Raw genomic sequence first — 1,119 nt, 5'->3', positions numbered from 1 at the left:
GGGGGGCCTGCGGGTCCTCGGGGGCGAGCGGTCGCGAAACGGGCGTCGCGCCGTACGGGCCCGCCGTCCCCCCGTAGGCCCCCGCAGCGCCCGGGTCCATCCCGCTCAGCCGCTCGCGCAGGTCGCCCGCCATGCGCCGGGCGTCCCGTACCGACAGCGGCAGCGGCTCCCAGCCGGCCACCCGGCCGAGCGCCACGACCGGCGGGAAGACCGGCGAGACCGCCATGACCTCGCGCGGGGTGCCGGTGACCGGCCGCGCCCCGGGCGCCTCGATCAGGATCACGCGGTCCGCGTACTGGACGACGCGTTCGAGGCGGTGCTCGGCCATCAGGACCGTCGTGCCGAGGTCGTCGACGAGGCGGCGCAGCACGGCGAGGACTTCCTCGGCCGCGCCCGGGTCGAGCGCCGAGGTCGGCTCGTCCAGGACGAGGACGCGCGGGTGCGGGGTGAGCACGGAGCCGATCGCGAGGCGCTGGCGCTGGCCGCCGGAGAGCGTCGCGATCGGGCGGTCGCGCAGTTCGTGCAGGCCCAGGAGGTCGAGCGTCTCCTCGACGCGGCGGCGCATCACGGCGGGGGCGAGGCCCAGGGATTCCATGCCGTAGGCGAGTTCGTCCTCGACCGTGTCCGTCACGAAGTGCGCGAGCGGGTCCTGCCCCACCGTGCCGACCACGTCGGCCAGTTCGCGCGGCTTGTGCAGCCGCGTGTCGCGCCCCGCGACCGTGACCCGGCCGCCGAGCGTCCCGCCGCTGAAGTGCGGCACGAGCCCCGAGACCGTGCCGAGCAGCGTCGACTTGCCGACCCCGGAGGGCCCCACGAGCAGCGCCAGCTCGCCCTCGGGCACGGTCAGGTCGACGCCCGCGAGCGCGGGCGCCGCCGCCTCGGCGTAGGTGACGGAGACGTTGTCGAAACGGATCACGGTGCGGGCTCCGGGGCGGTACGGGTCAGGGGCGGCACGGGCGGCGCGGCGAAGGCCGGGACGAGCCCGGCGAGCACGGCGAGCGCGGGCCACAGCGGCAGGACGGGCGCGACGAGCGGCACGACCCCGGGGTGCAGCGCGGGATCACCGGCAAGGAGGACGAGCAGCGCCGCGACCGCGACCCCCGAGCCCGCCACGAGCCA

At 77.2% G+C, this 1,119-nt stretch carries 1 protein-coding gene and 1 pseudogene; both read right to left on the bottom strand.

Annotated features, from left to right (window positions below; all coding sequences use genetic code 11):
* On the bottom strand, nt 1-916 hold a 916-nt coding region (locus G3I42_RS27350; RefSeq protein ID WP_343244683.1), incomplete at its 3' end, for an ABC transporter ATP-binding protein.
* Nucleotides 913-1,119: pseudogene (locus G3I42_RS27345) on the bottom strand (energy-coupling factor transporter transmembrane protein EcfT); the annotation flags it as partial. The gene G3I42_RS27350 and the pseudogene G3I42_RS27345, both read right to left, overlap by 4 nt.

The organism is Streptomyces sp. SID11385 (assembly GCF_010548245.1).
Taxonomy (GTDB): Bacteria; Actinomycetota; Actinomycetes; order Streptomycetales; family Streptomycetaceae; genus Streptomyces.
The sequence above is the reverse complement of the archived record's forward strand: the minus strand, read 5'-3'. Positions and strand labels throughout refer to the sequence as shown.